Here is a 19,183-nt window from a genome sequence, read left to right on the forward strand (position 1 = left end):
GGCGGCACTACGACGAGCGCCTGGCCCAAATAGCCGGGCAGCAACTGGACGCCTCGTCAGCCAGACGGCGCGGTCACCTGGAGTACCTACTGGGACAGGCCGCAAAAGGCCGCACCTTGCGGCCTGTCCCGGCGCGCTTGTCGAACGACGCGCTAACCGTTGAAATCCCCGACCCACCAGTCGGGCCGCTACCGCGTACCCGTCCGCAGAGCGGTCCTTGACAAGAATCAAGTCGCCGTACGGCTGGAAGCAGGCGATCCCGCCGATTATTTCCGAGCAGGTGGAATCGGAATTGGCCACGCTTCAGTTGTTCGAGAACGACCACAGGTAGTCGAGTGGCATGGTGGCGTAGTTCTGGAGAATGCCGGCGCTCACCTCTTTCCTGCCGGACTCGCTCCAGTCGAAGTTGCACCTCGCCCAGGTGCCAGCGGTGTGCGGGTTACGGCAGTACCGGTCGCGCAAGCCGTATTCGCTCTCGATGTACGCCATCGCCGCGAAGCCGTCGGCATGGTTGTCCTTGACGTACACGTAGTCACCGTAGTAGTCGACGCAGACGATGGTGGAGCCGTAGTACGCCCCCGCGGTGGTGCACACGCCGGCCGGGTACGAGACCTTGACGCCGGTTTGACACGACGCGCTCGCACTTTCACATCCGACGAAGTAGAGGTCACCGCCGGCCATGCTCGGCGTCGATGTGGCGAACACGGTGACGGCCGTTACCGCAAGGGCGAGGAGCCCGGCCCGGATACGGCGACTCGAGCCGAGCCGAGCGGAGGAAAGGCCCACAAGGACCGTCTTCATGCGACTCACCAACAACACCCATTCTCTGGAAATGACGCGACGACGGCGGTCATCTTCCCAACAGAATCCGGTCATCGATCATCAACACCGACGAATCTTGACGGAATCTTGAGCTGTAGTCGTCGTCCCACCTGCACCACGGGAAGCGCGATGACGAGCTTCGCGAGCTGTCGGTCGGTGACGCCTCCTGTGCCGTGGCCAGTAGCCCGCGGATCCCGTCGAGCAGGCCGTCGGCCGAGCTCCGGTCGCACAGGCACCTTGTGGGGTGACGTGGCGACGAATATCGTCCCGATGTATCGGCTTGATATATCGGAACGGCGCTTGTGGTCGCCCGGCTGACGCGGGAGGTCCGATGAGGACGATCGACTACGACAGGGAGCAGTACCAGGACTACGCGCGCGGCCGCGCGCTCAGCCAGCAGCAACTGCAGGTATGGATCAGCGCGTTCGAAGCGGTGCTGCCCGAGCGGCGTCCGCTGGTGGGGCTGGACGTCGGCTCAGGGACCGGCAGGTTCACCCCCGCGTTGGCAGGAGCGTTCGGGCCGGTCACCGGCGTCGAGCCGTCGGTCCGCATGCGCGAGGTTGCGCAGACGCAGTCCCCGCATCCCGATGTGCGGTATCTGGCCGGCGCCGCCGAGGACATGCCGGTGCCGGCCGGCAGCGCCGACTACGCTCTCCTGTTCTTGTCCTGGCACCACGTACAGGACAAGACCCGGGCAGCCCGGGAGCTGGCCAGGGTGCTCAGGCCCGGCGGGCGGCTGCTGCTGCGCGCGAACTTCAGCGACCACCATCCCCGGCCGTGGTGGCTGGAGTACTTCCCCCGCGGTTACGAGGTGGACGCCTCGTTGTTTCAGCCGCTGCACGAGGTCATCGCGATGTTCACCTCGGTCGGCTGGCGCGTCACCAGCTTCGGCACGGTCACCGAGCCGTCCTCGGGCACCTGCGGGGACATGCTCGAACGGCTGCGCCTGCGCACCCTCTCGTTCTTCGCGCAGCTCAGTCCCGACGAACTGGAGGCCGGCTTCCGCCGACTGGAGCAGGCGGTTGCCGCAGACCCCGGCGCACCACCGCCGGTGTTTGCTGAGCCGCTGCTCACGCTGGAACTGCGCTGACGCGGCTCTTCGCCATTGGCCGGGTGGGCGGTGGTCACCTAATAGTAGTTGTCGATCGGCCGGCGCGCCTCGTCGAACAGCGCCGGCCCCTCGTACCGCACCGGGGGCAGCGCCGGGGTGGGTGGCTTGACCTCCTCGAACTGTTCGGCGGACAGGGCGTACACGACCCGGCCGAGGCCGGACCGGTCGATCGCGGTCGCGCACATCGGGCAGGGCTGGCAACTGGTGAACATGGTGGTGGTGGCCGCGACCTCGAGGGTGAGTTCCCGAGCGGCCCAGCGGGCCAGCTTCAGTTCCGGGTGGGCGGTGATGTCCGAGTCGGAGACCACGGTGTTGTGGTCCTCGATCAGGACGGTGCCGTCCGCACCGACCAGCAACGAGCCGAACGGGCGTTCGCCGGACGCCCCGGCCAGGCTGGCGAGTTGCACGGCACGGCGGAGGAACTTCTCGTCGTCGGGGGTCATCGGTCCTCCTGGGATTTGTGGTGTGCGGCCACGGCGGCGAGTGTCCGCCAGGCGCGTTCGGGCTGGCGGATCTCGGTCGGGTCGCCGTGGTACGGGTCGAGCAGCACCGTGTCGGCGCCGAGGAGACGGATCTGGTCGAGGTCGGCGTGGATCTGGTCGATGGTGCCGACACCGGCGAGCCGGTCCGGGCCGGTGACCGGTTCACGCGTCTCCCGGAGCGCGATGCGCGGCGTCAACGCGGGCACCGGGCGACCGAGTTCGTCGGCGGTGGCCGTCAGCCGCCCGGCCGCCTCGGCCAGCCATCCGGGGGTGACCCGCAACGGGTGCCAGGCGTCACCGAGCAGCACCGCGCGTTTGATGCCGGCGTCGCTGTTGCCGCCGACCCAGATCGGGATCGCCGGCGAGTCGTAGTCGTCCGTGTTCCGCCAGGCGTCGCGTACGGCATGCAGGTACGCGTCGGTCAGCGTGCCGCGCCGCCGGAACGGCACCCCGAGCGCCTCGAACTCCTGCCGGGCCCAGCCGACGCCGACGCCGAGGACGAGCCGGTCGCCGCTGAGCCGGTTGAGGTTCGCCGCCATCCGGGCGGTGAGCAGCGGGTGCCGGTACGGGACGATGAGCACCGTGGTGCCCAGCCGGACCCGGCGGGTCACCCCCGCCAGCCAGGACAGCGTGGTGAACGGTTCGTAGAACGGCGCCGGATACTGCGCGGCCACGTCCGGGGTCACCGCGATGTGGTCGGAGACCATCAGCAGGTCGAAGCCGAGCGCCTCGACCATCTGCGCCCACCGTCGCAGCACCTCGGGGTCGGTACCCGGGGCGAAGTTCGGTACGTTCACGCCAATACGCACGGGTCTCACGCTATCCACGGCGGGTGGGATGTGTGAACACCGCTTCCCCGGCCTTTGCTGGCCTTTGCCGTGGATCCGCCGGTAGATTGGGCCTGGTGGCCGAGAATCTTGATGCTGTCGATTGGTCCATCCTCGGCGAGCTGCAGGGCGACGGCCGCCTGCCGATCACCGAGCTCAGCCGCCGGGTCAGGCTGAGCGCGTCGGCCACCAGTGAACGCGTGCGGCGGCTGGAGGCGATCGGCGTGATCACCGGCTACCGTGCCGAGGTCGACCTGACCAAGGCGGGCTTCGCCGTGCTCGCGGTGATCCGGCTGAAGTATCCCGGCAGCCGGCACGAACCGCTGCACGAGCTGCTGGAGCGACGGTCGGAGATCCTGGAGTGCCTGCGCACGACCGGAGAAGACTGTTACGTGCTGAAGGTGGCCGCGACGTCGATGGCGCACCTCGAACAGGTCGTCAACGAACTCGCCTCCTTCGGCAGCACCACCACCAACGTGGTCTACAGCGCCACCCTGCCCTATCGCGGCCCCCGCCCGGCGCCGCCCCGCCCGTGACCCGGTCTCCGGCGGTGGATCCGGCGCGGCGGTGGTCGCGAGCCTGGCCGAACTCTCGAACGAGGGATGCCCCGCGGTCTCCCCCGACCGTTTCGACCGGATGGCCGACCTCGGGCTCCGCCGCTGGCGCAGCTTCGCGCGCCGCCACCGCTCCCCTCGACCGGCCGCGCTCGACGACCGGATCCGCGACCTGGTACGCGGCCTGGTCGACGCCTTTGAAGCCGAGCCGTCGTTGACCGGTCCGCTGAACAAGGACTACAAGTGCGTCGCCCGGGCGATCGCCACGGCCGTGATGTCAACAGCTGGACAACCCTGGTCGGGCACCCGCACTGGCCCCCGAGTCGGCGCAGGGATGACCGCCGGCGTCGGCCGCCTCCGGCATGATCGGCATCATGAGTGCGATTCCCGGCCGGGTCTCCGTCGTGACGCTCGGCGCTCGCGACCTTCCGGCACTGCGTGCCTTCTACCGTGCACTGGGCTGGCCCGAACTGCCGAGCAGCGGCGACGGCTGGTGCGCCTTCCTCCTCGGCGGCGTGCTGCTCGCGCTCTATCCGGTGGAGGACCTGACCGCCGAGGCCGCACCGGACCTGGGCGTGCCGACCGGGAACTGGTCGGGCGTCACACTGGCGTGCAACGTGGACAGTCGCGGCGAGGTCGACAGGGCCTTCGCCGCGGCCGTCGAGGCGGGCGCGGCGGTGGTGGCCGAGCCGACCGACCGGCCGTGGGGTGGGCGCTCCGGATACTTCGCCGATCCGGAGGGCAACCGCTGGGAGATCGCCTGGGCGGGCAGCGCCGTCTTCGACGAGCGCGGCGCCCTCACCGCCTTCGGCTGACCACCTGTCTGGTCGCCGAGTCGATTTCCCGGCGACGGGCGCGGCGGCCCTCCCTATCGCCAGGGTGGGCGAGCGCCGAGTGATGCTGTTCATGCGGCCCGTCCACCTGCTCGGCGGGCTTGACGGGGCAGTCCGCGCGGCCGGCGTCCCGGCGGACGGCCTGACCACCCGCCGGGACGCCCGGTCACGCCGGCGCCACCAGGACGGTCACCAGCGTGTCTCCGTCGCAGCCGGGGACCTCCCGCAGCGTCCACCGGCCGACCAGCCTGTCGCCGCTGAAGTTCGACTCGGCGTCGCGGTCCTCGACCTCGCCCCCGGCCAGGCTGAGCCCGGCCGCCGGATACGCCCGCTGCATGAAGCCGAGGGTGTCGCGGAAGCGCTGGGCCGTCACCGCCGTGACGATCAGCCGCTTCCCCTCGCGCAGTTCGGTGCCGGTGACGACCGCGTCCGGCGGCAACGGGACCTGCGTCGGTAGCGCGCTCGGCCGCGGAACTGCCCGCGCCGCCTCGGCGCAGACCGCAGCGGCGGTCGGGGGCACCGCCAGGTCCGGCTCGTCCGGGCCGCTCGGCTTCGCCCCGTCGGCGCAGCCGACGAGCATGCCAAGCAGGACGGCGGCGGCAACCGCCCGGATCACTTCTTCTTCGCCTTCGCCGTGGTGACCGGGTCGTACGCGGCAAACAGCGTCCTGCCGCCGCTCTGCCTGGCGATGGTGGCCAGCGCGTCGAAGTTCTGCGCCCCACCGGTAGCGCAGGCGCCGGTGCACCCGTCGGCGTATCCGACGAGGACCCGGCCCTGCTTGTCGATCTGGACGTCCATGAAGTCGAGCAGGTTCCGGTCCGTGCCGCAGGTGGTGCCGCCGGTGCAGATCGAGCCCTTCTGCACCGGATCCTGTGGAGTCGCGTCGGTCAGCGACCACGTGACGCCGCCGTCGTAGGTGACGGCGACGTACAGGTGCCACTCGCCGGTGAAGTTCTGCGGGTCCTGGTAGTTGCCGCCGGTGGTGGTGCCGAGGAACGCGAATGCGGCGCGGTCCGGGTCGCCGGCGACCACCGCCGGGAAGACCACGTTCTTCACCCCGAGCGCGGCGCCGACGTCCTGGTCGCTGTCCCAGGTTCGGCCATGATCGTGGGAGACCGCCACATGGGCGTGGCCGTCGGCGTTCTGGTAGCCGAAGTACACCGTGCCGTCGGCGGCGACGCCCACCGACGGGTCGCTGTCGGCCGGCAGGCTGCTCGGCACCGGACGTACCTGCCAGGTCAGGCCGTTGTCCTCGGAGACCGCCACCGCCTGGCTACCGCCGCAGCCCTTGTTGGGCACGTACACGGTGCCGTCCTTGGGCGAGACCTTCACGTGACCGTGCAGGCCACCGCAGTCCAGCAGGGTGTACATCGGCACGGCCGGGCCGAAGGTGAGGCCGCCGTCGCGGCTGCCGGCACAGAGCGCATCGGCGATGTCCTGCGAGCAGTAGTAGACGGCGTTCGGGTAGAGACCGACGCCGCCGACACCGTTGGGCGACCAGCGCCCACCGCCGACGGTCTGATGGTCGACGCCGGAGTTGATGCCCCCGCCCTGCGACAGCGTCCACGTCTCGCCGTCGTCGTCCGTGAAGCACATCAGCGAGGTCTTGCCGGCGAGCTGGGACTCGAAGGTACGACCGGTGTCGTGGTCGGTGTACAGGATCGGGTCCAGCGAGGCGTTGGCGGTGCAGCTGGGCAGGTGGGCACTCTTGTCCTCCCACACCGACGTGGCTGGGGCGCTGCTGTCGTCGAAGCTCACCCGGTAGGTGTCGGTGTACGCCTGGTACATGACCTTGCCGGTCTTCCAGTTGATGCCGATCGAGGGCTCCCCGGCGTCATGGGCCCGGGGCAGCGTCCCGGGCGCCGGGTAGGTGGCGAACGAGGCGGCGCCGACCGGCCCGGGCGTTGACGCCGGCTTCGCCACCAGCTCCGCGGTGGCCGAGTAGGTGTCACCCAGCGGGGTGAACGGCACGACCCGCACCCGGTACGTCCCGCCCACCGGCGGCACCACCAGGGTTTCCGGGTCGGAGGTGGTGGCCGCCTGGCCCACCTCCGCGCCGGACGCGTCGTACAGGTAGATGTCGAAGTCGGCGGCGGTGTCCGGCCAACTGACCTTGACCTTGAGATCGTGGTCGGTGTCGTAGCCGGCCGGGACGTCGACGGTGAGCGCGTAATCGTCGCAGGGGGTTGCGGCGCCGCAGGTGAGGCTGCCAGTGGCCGCGCTGACGTTGGGCAGTGCGAAGGGACCACCGGTCCAGGAGGCGCCCGAACTGGTGGTGGAGACGGTTCCGGCGCCGGGGCTGGCCGCACGGGCCGCGGTCGTCGCGCCGCCGACCGTCGCCAGCAGCATGGCGGCGACCAGCGCCATCGGACGACGTATCCATGATCTCGATGGGTGTAGCTTCATCACATCCCTGCCTTCCTCGGCCCGCTTCCGAGCACGCCGACATTGACGACATCGCTCATCTGAACGGGGATGCAACCCTCAGGGTCGATGAGGGTTGTGGTACGCCAGGCGGACCGCCGCAGGCGGGCCTACAGTGTGGGCATGTGGGAGCCGCTGGCCGCGTCGATGGTGGGCCTGACCGCCGCCGCGATGCTGATCGCCCCGACGCCGGCGCCTCCGGTCGACGCGACGCCGGTGCTGACCACCACGCCGTTCGGCGCCCTGCCGGGACAGCAGGTCACCCACACGGTGACGATCTCCGGTACGGCGACCCTGACCGCCGGACGGATCACCTTCACCACCACGGCCGACCTGGACGACGTCACCGTGCACGCCACGCCCGGCCAGTGCGAGGTCTCCCCCCGTACCGTGACCTGCGACCTGGGTGACGTGCGGCTGGCCGCCGGTGCGGCACCGCCCCGGATCACGATCACCGGCCGCATCCGCGCCGGCGCGGACCCGGGCGGCCTGGTCCGCAACCGGGTCACCCTCACCGCGGCGGAGTTCGCCGACGACGACGCGCAGGTCGCCAGCAACGCGTACCTGCTGCCGGGATCGGAGCCCACCAGCGGCGAGGTGTCCCGTCAGGCGGCGACGCTGCCGTCCGACCCGCCGCACCGCCGGTCGGCCGTGGTCGCGGCGCTGGCGGTGCTGCTGGCCGGCGCCCTCGTCGTGGCCGCGGTGCTGCTGGCACGTCGCCGCCGGCCTCCGGGAGAGGGTCCGCCGCCGCAGGTCCCGCCGCCTGTTGCGGCGGGACGGCCCGACCCGATGTAGCAGGTGACGGGAACGGCGGCAGGAGTGCGGCAATGGGGCGACGGCGGCGACGGGCGACGTTGACGGCGGCCACCGCGGCGATGACGGTGACGGTGACGGCGCTGAGCCTGCCGGCCTCGACGGGCAGCGCGGCGGCCGGAACCGTGGGCCCCCTCCCCCTGCCCAGCGTTTCGCTGTCCGTGTCGCTGCCGCTGCCCCTGCCGTCGGTCACGCTGTCCCCGATCAAGCCCCCGCCACTGCCGCCGCTGCCGCCGCCGATCCTGCCGTCACCGACCTCCGCACCGACCAGCCGGCCCGGCACACCGCCCCCCACCGCCCCCTCGACCGCCACCGGCGCGCCTCCCTCGGCCGCCCCGGTCCCGCCCGGCGGCCCGCTGGTGAGTCCCGGTAACGCCGCCGGGCTGATCACCGCCGACCCCGGGGCCGACCTGTATCCCCAACCGCCCGTCGACGCCGCCACCACCCCACAGGCCCGGCAGGTCGCCGCGCTGGCCGAGGTCCAGCACCGGATCCAGTACCTGCAGAACATCCTCGCCCGCACCCGCGACGACCTCGACCGGGTGCGGCGGGAACCGGATCCGGTGCTGCAGTTGCTGACCGCGCTCACGGCCGGCGGGGATCCTGGCGTGGCACCGCCCATCGCCGTGGCGGACTCCGCGAACCTGGTGGACACGCCCACCGGGCGGGCCGCCGCGCTGTCCGCCGCGATCGCCTCCGGCCAGGCGGAACTCGCCCGCCGCCAGCGGGAGGAGGCGACGGTCCGGCAGGAGATCGATCGCTGGCCCGGCACCGTCCAGGCGGCGGCTCCGGGCCGCGAGGTCACCACGCGGGGCGGCGGGCGGCTGGGCCGTCCGCTGGCGGGCCGGCTCACCAGCAGGTTCGGGGTCCGGCTGGACCCGTACTACCACGTGTGGCAGCTGCACCCCGGCGTGGACCTGGCCGCCCCGACCGGCACGCCGATCGTCGCGGCGGCGGACGGGCGGGTCACCCGGGCCGGGTGGTACGGCGGCTACGGCAACTACACCTGCATCGACCACGGCCGAACGGACGGCCAGCGGCTCTCCACCTGCTACGGCCACCAGTCACGACTGCTGGTGTCGCCGGGACAGCGGGTCCGGGCCGGCCAGGTGATCGGCCTCGTCGGGTCCACCGGTGCGTCCACCGGCCCCCACCTGCACTTCGAGGTACGCCTCGGCGGCCGGCCGGTGGATCCGCTCTCCTGGCTGTCAACTACCCGCCCATGAATGGGCAGGCTTGCGGATCACTGTCCTCGCTGGCTGCGAGGTTAGGCCGCGTGCGGGCGATTGACTGCGCCCCAGCTCACGACACCACGTGAAGCGATGTTGCGAGCCGCATTGTGGTCGGCGTGGGCAACGACCCCGCACGACCGACAGATGAAGGTTTCCTGGTTGGGTCGGTTCCGTTTGTCCCGATACCCGCAAGCTGCACAGGTCTGGGAGGTGTACCGAGGGTCGATCTCGACCAGCGGAACACCGGCCCGGCGCGCCTTGTAGATCAGGAACGCGCCGAGTTGCTGGAACGCCCAAGAGTGCAGCGTGACCCGTTGGGGCTTCCTCAGCCGGACCCGGTCGCGGATCCCCGTCAGTTTCTCGACGGCAATTCCGCGGCCGGTGCGTGCAGCCTCGGTCACGATGCTCTTGGCGATGGTGTGGTTGATGTCCGCGGCGTGCCGCGTTTCCTTCCGGCGGCGGCGGGCCAGGAGCCGTTTCGCCGACTTGGTGCCTTTCTCCTGCAACCGCTTCCGGAGCCGCTGCTGGCGGCGCCGGTAGCCGTTGAGCTTGGTTCCGGCGTAACGGGTGTCGTCGGAGTCGTAGGCGATGTTCGCGATCCCCATGTCGACACCGAGGAATCCGTCCGGCTCATAGACCTGCGGCTCGTCCACCTCAACCGTGGCGTACAGGAACCACATGCCGTCCCGGTGCACCAGGTCGGACTCGCCGACCGGATGGGTTTCGACGGCCTTGATCTGGTCGGGGGAACCGGTGAACGCGACCTGTTTGAGCCGCCCTTGCACGGTCCAGATGGAGACGACGCGGGCGTCGTGCTGCCACGACAGCATTCTTGCGTCGTAGGGCTGGGCGGCGTCCCAGCGGAACATGATGGGGTTGGTCTCGACCTTGCGCCGGCGCGTCGATCCGGGCTTGCCATAGTTGCCGGCCTTGAGGTTGCCCGCGAGCGTCTTGTAGACGTCGGCGACCTTCTTGATGACGTGCTGGGCGGCCTGCGCGCCGAGCCCGTAGTCGTCCTTGATGCCGTGGTAGGCGTGCCGGCGCAGGTCGTAGTTGCGGTAGCAGTCGATCTCCCGTGCCATCACCGCGACGTCGGATGCTGCGGCGTTGCAGGCGCGCAGGGTCGCCTCCAGCGCCGCAGCCTCGTCAGGCGTCGGCAGGAGCTTCACCTGCACCACCAACTTCACACCATCATCATATCGTTTGGTCTATGTCACCACGATGGACCCCAGACCCGGACGTTCGCCGGGGACGCACGGTTGTCCACAACCTTCACGCGCACTTGGTCTTCACCACGAAGTACCGGCGCGGGGCGCTCACGGATCCGATCCTCACCCGCTGCCAGCAGGTCATGGCCGACGTGTGCCGGGACTTCGGCGCCGAACTGCGGGAGTTCAACGGCGAGGACGACCACGTGCATCTGCTCGTCCACTACCCGCCGAGCGTCGCCCTGTCGCGGCTGGTCAACAGTCTCAAGGGCGTCTCATCTCGATACCTGCGCCGCGAGTTCGCCGGACACCTGCGCAAATATCTGTGGGGCGAGCATCTGTGGTCGCCCTCGTACTTCGCCGGGTCATGCGCCGGCGCGCCCCTCACGATGGTCAAGGAGTACATCGAGAACCAGAAACGCCCCGGTCCGTGACGGCCTTCCTCCCGACCGTAAACGGCCAGGGTTCCCGCCTTCTCAACCGCTGAACGTCCCAGCCGGGCTCAGTGCGCGGCCACGGCGACGGCGCTCGCCTCGACGTCGGTCAGCCGGGCCGGCCCGACGACGGTAAGCAGCACGGCCATCGCCGCGAGCATGCCGCCGGCCACCACGGCGGCCATCGCCATGCTGCCGGTGCCGAGCACCCCGACCAGCGGCGCCGCCACCGCACCGACCCCGAACTGCACCGCGCCGAGCAGCGCTGCCGCCGTACCGGCCGCCTCCCCGTGCCGGGACAGCGCCAGGGCGGGCGCGTTCGGCAGCGCGAGCCCGGCGGCGGCGAGCACCACCCACAGCGACGCCAGGATGGCGGCGAGGCCACCGAAGCCGGTGGCGGCGAAGGTGACCAGCACCAGACCGGCCGCCGCCCCCACGCCGAGCGCGGTGACCAGGATCCGCTGCGGAGAGTACCGGCGCAGCAGCCGCACGTTCCACTGGGTGGCGCCGATCAGGCCGACGGCGCCCGCGCCGAAGGCCAGCCCGAACTGCTGCTCGTCCAGCCCGTACCGCTGCTGGAAGACGAACGACGAGCCGGACACGTACGCGAACAGCGCCGCCATGGCCAGCCCGGCGACCAGGACGAGCCCGACGAACGTCCGGTCCCGCAGCAGGGCCCGGTAGTCCCGGAGGATGGTGGCCACGCCGCCGTGGCGGCGCCGGTCCGGCGGCAGGGTCTCGGCGAGCCCGAACACGGCGACCGTGACCAGCAGGACGCCGAACACCGCCAGGGCGGCGAACACGCCCCGCCAGTCGGACCAGCGCAGCAACCCGCTGCCCAGGGTGGGGGCGAGGATCGGCGCCGCGCCCATCACCAGCATCAGGCGGGAGAAGAGCCTGGCGAAGGCGGCGCCGCTGAACAGGTCGCGGACGACCGCCATGGCCACCACCGAGGCGGCCGCGACGCCGAGCCCCTGCAGCACCCGCAGCACCCCGATGACCGCGATGTTCGGCGCGAGGACGCAGAGCACCGAGGCGAGGATGTGCAGCGCGATGCCGGCGAGCAGGGGCAGGCGACGGCCGACCGCGTCGGAGAGCGGGCCGATCAGCAGCTGGCCGAGGGCGAGGCCGGCGAGGGTGCCGGTCAGGGTGAGCTGCACGGCCGCCGAGGTGGTGTGCAGGTCGAGGGCGATGGCGGGCAGCGCCGGCAGGTACATGTCGATGGTCAGCGGCCCGATCGCGATCAGCGAGCCGAGGACGAGGACGAGCCGCAGCCGTTGCCGCGCGCTCATCAGGTCACCTGGTGTGTCGATCGGCTCGGCGGCGGTCACGTCCGTGGCGGGGATTTCTGCAACGCTCACACCTGGCAGCAAATCCCCATCGGGTGATCTGATTCCACGGACCGGGGAAACGTGCCCCAGGTCACACCGCCGCTGGTCCGCCGACGACCCTCCCGCCGCGCCGATCGTTGAACCGATGCCCCGATCAACGAGTGGAGGAGCCGGTGCCGGACTATCCGAAGGCGATCGCCACGGTCGACCGTGTCGAGCCGGTGCCCCGCCGGATCCGCGCGTACCTCGCCGGCGAGCCGGTGCTGGACACCACCCGGGCGCACTACGTGTGGGAATGGCCGTTCTACCCGCAGTACTACGTCCCGGTCGCCGACGTGCGCCGCGACCTCCTCGTCGACGAGGGCCGCGCCGAGCAGTCGCGGCGCGGCACCGCCCACGTGCACGGCCTGCGGGTCGGCGACACCGCCCGGGACTCCTGCGCCCGCTGGTACGCCGACGACGCGCTGCCCGGGCTCGCCGACACCGTCCGCTTCGAGTGGGCCGCCCTGGACGCCTGGTTCGAGGAGGACGAGGAGGTCTTCGTCCACCCCCGCAACCCGTACGCCCGGGTGGACGCGCTGCGCTCCACCCGCCGAGTGCGGGTGGAGCTCGACGGCACGGTGCTGGCCGAGTCCAGCTCGCCGGTGCTGGTCTTCGAGACCGGCCTGCCCACCCGCTACTACCTCAACCGCACCGACGTGGACTTCGCCCACCTCGTACCGTCGCAGACCCGCACCGCCTGCCCGTACAAGGGCCGGACCAGCGCCTGGTGGTCGGTCCGCGCCGGCGACGCCGTCCACCCGGACCTGGCCTGGTCGTACGACTTCCCCACCGCGGCACTGCTGCCGATCGCCGGGCTGGTCGCCTTCTACAACGAGAAGGTGGACCTGATCGTCGACGGGGAACGACTGCCCCGACCGAAGACGCACTTCTCCTGATCGGCCGGCGCGGCAGGGCCACGCGTGTCGCCCGGCGTGCCTAGGGTGAGGCGGACACCCCCATTCGGAGCACCAGCGAGGACGGGAGGAACGCCACCGTGACCGCCACTGACTGGACCACCGACGTCGAGGGCACCGGCCAGTACGCCGACGTCAACGGCATCAACCTCTACTACGAGGTGCACGGCACCGGACGGCCGCTGATCCTGCTGCACGGCGGCCTCGGCGCCGGCGAGATGTTCGGGCCGGTCCTGCCCCAGCTGGCCGAGCACCACCAGGTCGTCGCGGTCGACCTGCAGGGGCACGGCCGCACCGCCGACATCGACAGGCCGCTCGACCTGCAGTTCATGGCCGACGACATCGCCGCGCTCATCGACCACCTCGACCTGGCCAGGCCCGACCTGGTGGGCTACTCGCTCGGCGGCGGCGTCGCGCTGCGCGCCGCCGTGAAGTACCCGGACAAGATCCGTCGGCTGGTCGCCGCCTCGGCGCACGTACGCTCCGACGCGATCTATCCGGAGATGCGCGCGCAGCAGGGCCAGGTGGGCGCGGCGGCCGCCGAGTTCATGAAGGACACCCCGATGTACCAGCTCTACCAGCGGGTGGCGCCCCGCCCGGAGGACTTCCCCCGGCTGCTGGACAAGATCGGCGAGCTGATGGCGCAGGACTTCGACCTCACCGAGGACGTCCGCGGCCTGCGGGTGCCGACGCTGATCATGGCCGCCGACGCGGACATGGCCCCGCCGAGCCACTACGTCGAGGTCTTCAAGCTGCTCGACGGCGGCCTGCGCGACGGCGGCTGGATGAACGAGGGCCGGCCGAAGGGCGGCCACGCCCTGGCGATCCTGCCCGGGCTGACCCACTACAGCATCTTCAGCTCGCCACTGTTCGCCGCCGCCACCGTCGCCTTCCTCGACGACCAACCGAGCTGACCGGGCCGGCCCTGGTCCACCCGTGCCGACCCCCGGCCCGCCCCGCCGTCGCCGGGGCGGGCCGGACGGTTCACGGGATGCTCAGGCCGTACGCGGCGAGGACCTCGGTGATCGGCTGGTAGTAGGTGGTGCCCCCGGTCGTGCAGTTCCCGCTGCCGCCGGAGAGGATGCCGATGACCGTGCCGGTCGAGGCCACGTAGAGCGGGCCGCCGCTGTCGCCGGGCTCCGCGCAGATGTTGGTCCGGATCAGCCCGGACACCGAACCCTCGGCGTAGTTGACGGTCTGGTTCAGGCCGGTGACCGAGCCGCACCGCACGCCGGTGGTGGCGCCGCTGCGGCAGACCGCCTGTCCGACGTACGCGTTGCCGGCCCCGTAGACGGTGAGCAGGCCCGGGTAGGTGTAGATCGCGCTGGGATGGGCGACCGTGCCGGTGTAGCGCACGAGGCCGTAGTCGTTGCCGGGAAAGCTGCTGCCGGTCCGGGTGCCGAGGACGGTGGTGTAGCCGCTGTCGGCGTACCAGGTGGCGGCGACGCTGGTGCAGTGCCCGGAGGTGACGAAGTAGTACGTGGTGCCGCTGCGGACGTTGGCGCCGAGCGAACAGCGACCGCCGCCGCCGTAGATCGCCTGGCCGCCGGCGATCAGGGTGCGCAGCCGGCCGGGCTCGCGGCGCAGCACGGCGCCGGCCCGGGCCGCCGTGTCGCGCAGCGCCGCCAACTCGGCGCCGGTGACGGTGTCGTCGACGGTGAGGGTCATCCGGCCGGTGGCGGGGTCGAAGCCCCATCCGGTGCCGGGCGTACGCACCTGGGCGAGCACGGCGCTCGCCCGGTCGGGCCCGGCCTGCGCGGCGGCCGGGGTGCCGGTGAGCAGAGCGATCAGCACGAGGACGACGAGCGAGGGACGGCGCATCACACCCCTCCTTCAATCGCTGGATGTCGATGCATTTCCAGCATCCACCCATGCCGTCCCGCTGCTCAAGGCCCTGGCTGCCACCGGTGAGGAAAGTACAGTTGTCAAGGTCCTGGCCCCACGACCCCGGCAGGTCGCGGTCGCACCGTCCAGTGGAGACCGTCCTGACGACCGGAAGGAGCACAGTGAACCGACGACTCAGCAAGGCACTCGGAGTCGCCCTGACCGCCACCCTCGTCGCCACCGTCCCCCTCGCCCCGGCCCGCGCGGACGACCGGCTCGGCCAGCCCGCCGTCGTCGCCCTGCCGGCCGGCTTCCAGCCCGAAGGCATCGCCGCCTCCGGCCGGTACGCCTGGTTCGGCTCCCGCGCCACGGGCGCCATCTACCGGGCGGATCTGATCACCGGCCAGGGCGACCAGCTCAGCCCCGCCACCGGCACCCCGTCACTCGGCCTCAAGATCGACCCGCGCGGCCGGCTCTTCGTCTCCGGCGGCACCGCCGGCGACGCCCGCGTCATCGACGGCGGCACCGGGGAGGTCCTCGCCCGGTACCAGTTCGCGAGCGCGCCGACCTTCGTCAACGACGTCGTCCTCACCGGGGAAGCCGCCTGGTTCACCGACTCCAACAAGCCGGTGCTGTACCGCCTGCCACTCGACCCGTCCGGCGCGCTGCCGCCCGCCGACGGCTTCACCACACTGCCGCTGAGCGGGGCCTACCAGCAGGTCGACACCGGAGTGAACCTCAACGGCATCGCGCGAACGCCGGACGGCGAAGCCCTCATCGTCATCCAGTCCAACACCGGGACGCTGTTCCGGGTCGACCCGGCCACCGGCGTCACCACCGTCGTGGACGTACCCGGCCACACCTTCGTCAACGGCGACGGGCTGCTGCTCCTCGACCGCACGCTGTACGTGGTGCAGAACCGGCTCAACCAGATCGCGGTGGTGGAGCTGAACGACGCGGGCACGGCCGGCACCCTGACCGGGACCATCACCGACCCGGGCTTCGACGTCCCGACCACGGTCGCCAAGGCCCTCGGTCGCCTCTACCTGCCCAACGCCCGCTTCACCACGCCGCCCACGGCCACCACGCCGTACACCGTGGTCACGGTCGACCCGCGCTGACCGCACCATCCGCCCGGGGTACGCGCGGCCCCCGCGTACCCCGGGCGCCCTTGGCGCCACCGCCGCCGGTTCCTCCGGGGGAGCCGCTGGACGACATCGCCGCCGGATATGCCGAGTTCCTTCATCTTGCGGACGGGCTCACCTGTGGCGGCACCGGCGAGATCGGGTTGTGGTCCGCGGCTTCTCTTAGGCAGCAGCGATGGCTGGCGGATGATCTGCCGGCGGTGCCGCACGGTGGTGGTACGGCTGGCCTCGTCGCTACCCTCACCGGCGGCCACGCGCAGCCTAGGGCCGGATGTCGAGGGCGCCGATCAGGCCGTCGCGAAGGGTGAAGCGGTGACGCAGCCGGACCGGGCTGCCCGGGAAGGTGCCCGACACGAGCGCCGTCACGACGATGTTGCCGCCCGCCTCCTCCTCGACCGCCTCCGGAACGGCCTGGTAGTCGTAGTCGGCCACGGTCCGCTCGCGCCAGGCCCGGATCGCCGCCGGGCCCTCGTGGGTGCGGTTCTCGTCGGCGACGATCGCGTCGTCGGTGAAACACGCGACGAAGGCGTCCACGTCGGGTCCGCCGATCAGCTGGTAGTAGCGGGCGATCACGTCGGGAATCGTGACGGTCATGTGTCTCTCCTCAGGTCGGAGCCCGGTCGTCGGGCTGACTACCACGAACGCGCCGGGGTAGGCGTCGGGGCGCGCGCCACCCTCAGCCACCCCGCGCGGCGGAGATCGGCGGTGCGGCGGTGCGGCGCAGCGCCACCGTGACGGTCGAGCCGGGGGCGAGCGGGAAGGATTCGTCCCGGACGGCCACCGGGACCGGCTGGTCCGCTCCGGGGGCGGCGGTGATCCGCAACTGTTCGCGGTCCACGTGCAGGGAGATCATCTGGTGGCGGTACCGGATCACGAAGTCGAGGCGGTCGAGCCCGTCGGGCAGTAGCGGGTTGAGCCGGAGCACGTCGCCGCGGATCTCCAGGCCGGTGTAGCACCGTTGCAGAATGTCCAGCGTGCCGGCGGTGGCACCGAGGTGGATGCCGTTGCGGGTCGAGCTGTGCTGCGGATCGGCGAGGTCGGTGCCGAGCGCGCTCATCAGCATCTCCGCGGAGCGGCGGCGGTCCGTGCGGGCCAGCACCCAGGCGTGCGCGACCCGGCTCAGGGTCGAGCCGTGGCTCGTGCGGGACAGGTAGTAGTCGACGGTGGCGGGGATCCGGGCGGGGTCGAAGTCGTAGCCCATGCTGCGGATCAGCGTGGTGAGTTCCTCCGCGCTGAACAGGTAGAGCAGCATCAGCACGTCGGCCTGCTTGGAGATCTTGTAGCGGTTCGGATGGTCCCCCTCGGCCTGCAGCAGCGGCCCCAGCTGCCGCAGGTCGCCGTACTTGCGCCGGTAGCGGTCCCAGTCCAGCTCCGCAAGGTCGTCGTACCCTTCGAACTGGGCGAGGATCCCGTCGTCGAGGAAGGCCAGCCGCAGCCGGCGGGCGACGTGCGCCCACCGGCGCCGCTCGTCGTCGGTGAGGACGACCTCCCGCCACGGCGCCACTCCGGGGTGCCGGCCGACGATCGCGCAGGCCTCCTCGGCACGGCCGAGCACCCACGCGACCATCACGTTGAGGTACGCGCAGTTGTCCAGCCCCTGGCCCGGCCGGCCCGGGTACCCGTCGTGGAACTCGTCCGGCCCCATCACCCCGCGGATGTCGTACCGGTCGTCGGCCGGGTCGTAGGTGGCCAGACCGGCCCAGAACCGGGCCGTCTCGACCAGCAGCTCCAGCCCGCTCTGGGCGAGGAACGACAGGTCTCCCGTCGTCTCCCAGTGCCGCCACACGCTGTGCGCCACCGCCAGGTTGACGTGCCGCTGCCGGCCGGTCCAGTCCTCCATCCACTCCCCCGTCACCGGGGAGGGCGAGCGGGACGGGCTCTCGTCCCGGCCGCTGTCGCCGCTCTGCCAGGGAAACAGGGCACCCGGCAGGCCCGCCGCGGCCGCCTGCCGCCGCGCCCAGGTCAAGCGCCGGTGCCGGTACGCCAGCAGGGCCCGGGTCAGTTCCGGCATCCGCAGATCCAGGTACGGGTAGACGAACAGCTCGTCCCAGAAGATGTGCCCGTGGTAGCCCTCGCCGTGCAACCCCCGGGCGGGCACCCCCGCGTCCAGGCCGCTCACGTGCGGCGACAACGTCTGCAGCAGATGGAAGGTGTCCACCCGTACCGGCAGCTGCCAGGCGTGCTCCTCGCCGACGTCGAGCCGGAACCGCGCCCACAGCCGGTCCCACGCGGCGACGTGGTCGGCCAGCGTCATGTCGAAGGGTCCCGCCTGTCGCAGCTCCTCCCGGGCGGCGGTCAGCGGGTCGGACACCACCAGGTCGCGGTTGGAGAAGATCGCGACGGCCTTGTCCACCACCACCCGGTCCCCTGGCCGCACGTCGATCCGGAGCAGCTGGCTCACGTCCTTCTGCCCGTGGACCGGCTCACTGCTGTGCGCCACACCGTCGGTGATCCTGGTGCGGGCCGCCACGGCCACCTCGTGTCGTGACGTGGTCGTCACCGCCGTCAGCCAGACGACCTCGGCGTCGTCCCCACCGGTCACCACGTCGGTGAGGTGACAGCCGCAGCTGCCGGCGTCCGCGGGCGCGTTCGCGTTGACCACCCCGCCGTCGATTCCGGACCTGATCTCCAGCCGGCCGGACCAGTTCTCCGGGAGGATGCTCGTCTCCAGCGCCGCCAGGTGAGGGCTCGCCATCGACACCAGCCGCCGCTGCCGGATCCGCGTCCGGCGCCCGTCACGGTCGACCACCACCAGCTCCCGCAGGTACAGCCCGCGCCGCAGGTCCAGCATCCGGTGCTCGTGCAGCCGTCGCCCCCGCCCGGGGGCGAACCAGTCGCCGCCGGCGGGGCGGAAGGTCATCGGCAGCCAGTTGGGCAGGTTGACGATGCTCTCCTCACCCTGCGGCGAGAGCCGGTTGTGGAAGCCGGCCAGGTAGGTGCCCGGGTAGTGCGTGTCGTCGGCCGACGCCTCGGGAGCCGCCCCACGGGTGGCCAGGTACCCGTTGCCCAGGGCCAGCATGGTCTCCCGCGTGCCTTCCTCGCCCGGCGCCTCAGCGGCCGGGTACGCCAGCACCCAGCCGGCCGGCGGCGGCCTGCTGCACAGCTCGCACCCCGGGTCCACGTCCGCCGGCGCCCCGTACTCCTCGTTCACGGCGCGGTGCCGTTTCCCCGTTCCGGGCTCGACAAA

19 protein-coding genes are annotated in these 19,183 nt (G+C 71.5%); 9 read left to right on the forward strand and 10 right to left on the reverse strand.

Annotation, left to right across the window (positions count from 1 at the left end):
- Window positions 1-303: 303 nt before the first annotated feature.
- Entirely contained in the window at window positions 304-705 is a 402-nt protein-coding gene (locus ACGFI9_RS10005) for a hypothetical protein (protein ID WP_393177080.1), read from the reverse strand.
- Between the two features lie 448 nt (window positions 706-1,153).
- Between ACGFI9_RS10005 and ACGFI9_RS10010 the strand changes: the two genes are divergently transcribed.
- Window positions 1,154-1,912, forward strand: coding sequence for a class I SAM-dependent methyltransferase (locus ACGFI9_RS10010; RefSeq protein ID WP_393177082.1), 759 nt, complete (start codon window positions 1,154-1,156; stop codon window positions 1,910-1,912).
- Between the two features lie 38 nt (window positions 1,913-1,950).
- Here ACGFI9_RS10010 and ACGFI9_RS10015 read toward each other — a convergent pair whose 3' ends face one another.
- Complete coding sequence (locus ACGFI9_RS10015; RefSeq protein ID WP_393177084.1) at window positions 1,951-2,376, reverse strand: nucleoside deaminase; 426 nt, start codon at window positions 2,374-2,376, stop codon at window positions 1,951-1,953.
- The gene (locus tag ACGFI9_RS10020) at window positions 2,373-3,224 is read right to left on the reverse strand and encodes an LLM class flavin-dependent oxidoreductase (RefSeq protein WP_393177086.1); all 852 of its coding nucleotides are present in this window, start codon (window positions 3,222-3,224) and stop codon (window positions 2,373-2,375) included. Before ACGFI9_RS10020 ends, ACGFI9_RS10015 begins: the two co-directional genes overlap by 4 nt.
- Window positions 3,225-3,319: 95 nt before the next feature.
- Here ACGFI9_RS10020 and ACGFI9_RS10025 point away from each other — a divergent pair, with 95 nt between their 5' ends.
- The gene (locus ACGFI9_RS10025; RefSeq protein WP_393177861.1) at window positions 3,320-3,778 is read left to right on the forward strand and encodes an Lrp/AsnC family transcriptional regulator; all 459 of its coding nucleotides are present in this window, start codon (window positions 3,320-3,322) and stop codon (window positions 3,776-3,778) included.
- Between the two features lie 392 nt (window positions 3,779-4,170).
- The gene (locus tag ACGFI9_RS10030) at window positions 4,171-4,611 is read left to right on the forward strand and encodes a VOC family protein (protein WP_393177088.1); all 441 of its coding nucleotides are present in this window, start codon (window positions 4,171-4,173) and stop codon (window positions 4,609-4,611) included.
- 184 nt (window positions 4,612-4,795) lie between these two features.
- Here ACGFI9_RS10030 and ACGFI9_RS10035 read toward each other — a convergent pair whose 3' ends face one another.
- Both ACGFI9_RS10035 and ACGFI9_RS10040 read right to left on the reverse strand, forming a co-directional pair.
- Window positions 4,796-5,245: a hypothetical protein gene (locus tag ACGFI9_RS10035; RefSeq protein WP_393177090.1), complete on the reverse strand. Its 450-nt coding sequence runs from the start codon at window positions 5,243-5,245 to the stop codon at window positions 4,796-4,798.
- Window positions 5,242-6,996: a sialidase family protein gene (locus tag ACGFI9_RS10040; RefSeq protein WP_393177092.1), complete on the reverse strand. Its 1,755-nt coding sequence runs from the start codon at window positions 6,994-6,996 to the stop codon at window positions 5,242-5,244. The genes ACGFI9_RS10035 and ACGFI9_RS10040 overlap by 4 nt, the downstream gene beginning before the upstream one ends.
- 180 nt (window positions 6,997-7,176) lie before the next feature.
- Between ACGFI9_RS10040 and ACGFI9_RS10045 the strand changes: the two genes are divergently transcribed.
- Window positions 7,177-7,848 carry a hypothetical protein gene (locus ACGFI9_RS10045; protein ID WP_393177094.1) on the forward strand — a complete coding sequence of 224 codons (672 nt, stop codon included), beginning with the start codon at window positions 7,177-7,179 and terminating at the stop codon, window positions 7,846-7,848.
- Between the two features lie 32 nt (window positions 7,849-7,880).
- The gene (locus tag ACGFI9_RS10050; RefSeq protein ID WP_393177096.1) at window positions 7,881-9,092 is read left to right on the forward strand and encodes a M23 family metallopeptidase; all 1,212 of its coding nucleotides are present in this window, start codon (window positions 7,881-7,883) and stop codon (window positions 9,090-9,092) included.
- 41 nt (window positions 9,093-9,133) lie between these two features.
- Here the strand turns inward: ACGFI9_RS10050 and ACGFI9_RS10055 are convergent, their stop codons facing one another.
- Entirely contained in the window at window positions 9,134-10,285 is a 1,152-nt protein-coding gene (locus ACGFI9_RS10055) for an RNA-guided endonuclease InsQ/TnpB family protein (protein WP_393177098.1), read from the reverse strand.
- Window positions 10,286-10,308: 23 nt separating this feature from the next.
- Here ACGFI9_RS10055 and tnpA point away from each other — a divergent pair, with 23 nt between their 5' ends.
- Window positions 10,309-10,740, forward strand: a complete 432-nt coding sequence (gene tnpA / locus ACGFI9_RS10060) for an IS200/IS605 family transposase (RefSeq protein WP_393177100.1) — start codon at window positions 10,309-10,311, stop codon at window positions 10,738-10,740.
- Window positions 10,741-10,808: 68 nt separating this feature from the next.
- Here the strand turns inward: tnpA and ACGFI9_RS10065 are convergent, their stop codons facing one another.
- On the reverse strand, window positions 10,809-12,032 hold the full coding sequence (locus ACGFI9_RS10065; RefSeq protein WP_393177863.1) for a multidrug effflux MFS transporter: 1,224 nt from the start codon (window positions 12,030-12,032) through the stop codon (window positions 10,809-10,811).
- 212 nt (window positions 12,033-12,244) lie between these two features.
- Between ACGFI9_RS10065 and ACGFI9_RS10070 the strand changes: the two genes are divergently transcribed.
- On the forward strand, window positions 12,245-13,009 hold the full coding sequence (locus ACGFI9_RS10070; protein WP_393177102.1) for a DUF427 domain-containing protein: 765 nt from the start codon (window positions 12,245-12,247) through the stop codon (window positions 13,007-13,009).
- 98 nt (window positions 13,010-13,107) lie between these two features.
- A complete protein-coding gene (locus ACGFI9_RS10075) occupies window positions 13,108-13,941 on the forward strand; it encodes an alpha/beta fold hydrolase (protein ID WP_393177104.1) in 834 nt (277 codons plus the stop codon).
- A gap of 70 nt (window positions 13,942-14,011) precedes the next feature.
- On the opposite strand, the gene ACGFI9_RS10080 is transcribed toward ACGFI9_RS10075, so the two are convergent.
- Window positions 14,012-14,848 carry a S1 family peptidase gene (locus ACGFI9_RS10080; RefSeq protein WP_393177106.1) on the reverse strand — a complete coding sequence of 279 codons (837 nt, stop codon included), beginning with the start codon at window positions 14,846-14,848 and terminating at the stop codon, window positions 14,012-14,014.
- Between the two features lie 185 nt (window positions 14,849-15,033).
- On the opposite strand from ACGFI9_RS10080, the gene ACGFI9_RS10085 reads away from it, so the two are divergent.
- On the forward strand, window positions 15,034-15,972 hold the full coding sequence (locus ACGFI9_RS10085) for an SMP-30/gluconolactonase/LRE family protein (protein ID WP_393177108.1): 939 nt from the start codon (window positions 15,034-15,036) through the stop codon (window positions 15,970-15,972).
- Between the two features lie 285 nt (window positions 15,973-16,257).
- On the opposite strand, the gene ACGFI9_RS10090 is transcribed toward ACGFI9_RS10085, so the two are convergent.
- Window positions 16,258-16,590 carry a nuclear transport factor 2 family protein gene (locus ACGFI9_RS10090; protein WP_393177110.1) on the reverse strand — a complete coding sequence of 111 codons (333 nt, stop codon included), beginning with the start codon at window positions 16,588-16,590 and terminating at the stop codon, window positions 16,258-16,260.
- 82 nt (window positions 16,591-16,672) lie between these two features.
- Window positions 16,673-19,147, reverse strand: coding sequence for a glycoside hydrolase family 65 protein (locus tag ACGFI9_RS10095; protein ID WP_393177112.1), 2,475 nt, complete (start codon window positions 19,145-19,147; stop codon window positions 16,673-16,675).
- Window positions 19,148-19,183: the final 36 nt, after the last annotated feature.

The sequence above is a fragment of the Micromonospora sp. NPDC048930 genome (genome assembly GCF_043197935.1).
In the GTDB taxonomy this organism is placed as follows: domain Bacteria; phylum Actinomycetota; class Actinomycetes; order Mycobacteriales; family Micromonosporaceae; genus Micromonospora.

Bases quoted from the DNA above. Each gene is read 5' to 3' on its own strand.
- ACGFI9_RS10010 (WP_393177082.1), top strand. From the start codon at position 1,154: ATGAGGACGATCGACTACGACAGGGAGCAGTACCAGGACTACGCGCGC.
- ACGFI9_RS10015 (WP_393177084.1), bottom strand. From the start codon at position 2,376: ATGACCCCCGACGACGAGAAGTTCCTCCGCCGTGCCGTGCAACTCGCC.
- ACGFI9_RS10030 (WP_393177088.1), top strand. From the start codon at position 4,171: ATGAGTGCGATTCCCGGCCGGGTCTCCGTCGTGACGCTCGGCGCTCGC.
- ACGFI9_RS10040 (WP_393177092.1), bottom strand. From the start codon at position 6,996: ATGGCGCTGGTCGCCGCCATGCTGCTGGCGACGGTCGGCGGCGCGACG.
- ACGFI9_RS10045 (WP_393177094.1), top strand. From the start codon at position 7,177: ATGTGGGAGCCGCTGGCCGCGTCGATGGTGGGCCTGACCGCCGCCGCG.
- ACGFI9_RS10050 (WP_393177096.1), top strand. From the start codon at position 7,881: ATGGGGCGACGGCGGCGACGGGCGACGTTGACGGCGGCCACCGCGGCG.
- tnpA (WP_393177100.1), top strand. From the start codon at position 10,309: ATGTCACCACGATGGACCCCAGACCCGGACGTTCGCCGGGGACGCACG.
- ACGFI9_RS10065 (WP_393177863.1), bottom strand. From the start codon at position 12,032: ATGAGCGCGCGGCAACGGCTGCGGCTCGTCCTCGTCCTCGGCTCGCTG.
- ACGFI9_RS10080 (WP_393177106.1), bottom strand. From the start codon at position 14,848: ATGCGCCGTCCCTCGCTCGTCGTCCTCGTGCTGATCGCTCTGCTCACC.
- ACGFI9_RS10090 (WP_393177110.1), bottom strand. From the start codon at position 16,590: ATGACCGTCACGATTCCCGACGTGATCGCCCGCTACTACCAGCTGATC.